This window comes from Streptomyces bambusae, from assembly GCF_020532645.1.
In the GTDB taxonomy this organism is placed as follows: Bacteria; Actinomycetota; Actinomycetes; order Streptomycetales; family Streptomycetaceae; genus Streptomyces; species Streptomyces bambusae.
This window is the reverse complement of record NZ_JAJAUZ010000138.1, coordinates 1-1061: the sequence shown is the minus strand read 5'-3', so window position 1 is coordinate 1061 and position 1061 is coordinate 1. Positions and strand designations below refer to the sequence as shown.

Sequence of the window (1061 nt, the reverse complement as noted above, 5' to 3'; positions counted from 1 at the left end):
GACGGCGAGGACGGGGTGTGCGTTGCGGCGGGCGTCGGAGAGGCGTTCGAGGACGAGCACACCCACGCCCTCCGACCAGCCGGTGCCGTCCGCCTCCGCCGCGAACGACTTGCACCGGCCGTCCGGAGCCAGCCCCTTCTGCCGGCTGAACTCCACGAACGTGCCGGCCGAGGACATGACGGTGACACCGCCCGCCAGCGCGAGTGTGGACTCGCCCTGCCGCAGGGACTGCACCGCCATGTGGAGGGCGACGAGGGAGGAGGAGCAGGCGGTGTCCACGGTGACCGCCGGGCCCTCCAGCCCGAAGGTGTAGGAAATCCGGCCCGACAGCACGCTGCCTGCCCCGCCGGTCAGCCGGTGCCCGTCCGCACCCTCGACGGGCTCGAACAGGTAGGGGCCGTAGTCGTGGTACATGATCCCCGCGAAGACGCCCGTCCTGCTGCCGCGCAGTCCCGTCGGGTCGATCCCGGCGCGCTCGAACGCCTCCCAGGACGCCTCCAGCAGCAGCCGCTGCTGCGGGTCCATGGCCAGCGCCTCACGGGGTGAGATCCCGAAGAACTCCGCATCGAACAGCGCGGCTTCGTGCAGGAACCCGCCCTCACGGGTGTACGAGGTACCCGGCCGGTCGGGGTCCGTGTCGTGGAGCCGGTCGAGGTCCCACCCGCGGTCCACCGGGAAGGGCGTGATCGCGTCGGTGCCCTCCCGCAGCAGCTCCCACAGCCCGTCGGGCGACGAGACGCCGCCGGGGTAGCGGCAGCTCATGCCGACCACCGCGATCGGCTCCCGCGCCGCGTCCAGCAGCTCCTGGTTCTGCTTGCGCAGGCGGTTCGTTTCCTTCAGCGAGTCCCGCAGGGCCGCAACGACCGCTTCGGACGAGGTGTTGGTCATGATCTTCGTGTCTCCAGGACTCTTCAGGATCCGAGGCTCTCGCGCGCCATGCGGACGAGCTCGTCCACGTCCAGGGCGTCGATGTCGAGGTCTGTGTCGATGTCGGGCACGGCCTTCGGCGGCGTGACGGGCTCTGCCACGGCAGCTGCAGCGGACGCTCCGGCCGGCGCCAG

At 71.4% G+C, this 1061-nt stretch carries 1 protein-coding gene; it reads right to left on the bottom strand.

Annotated elements, in window-relative coordinates:
- Positions 1-888, bottom strand: an 888-nt coding sequence (locus LG634_RS37520) for a beta-ketoacyl synthase N-terminal-like domain-containing protein (protein WP_226741023.1), incomplete at its 3' end; no start/stop codon positions are given.
- Positions 889-1061: the final 173 nt, after the last annotated feature.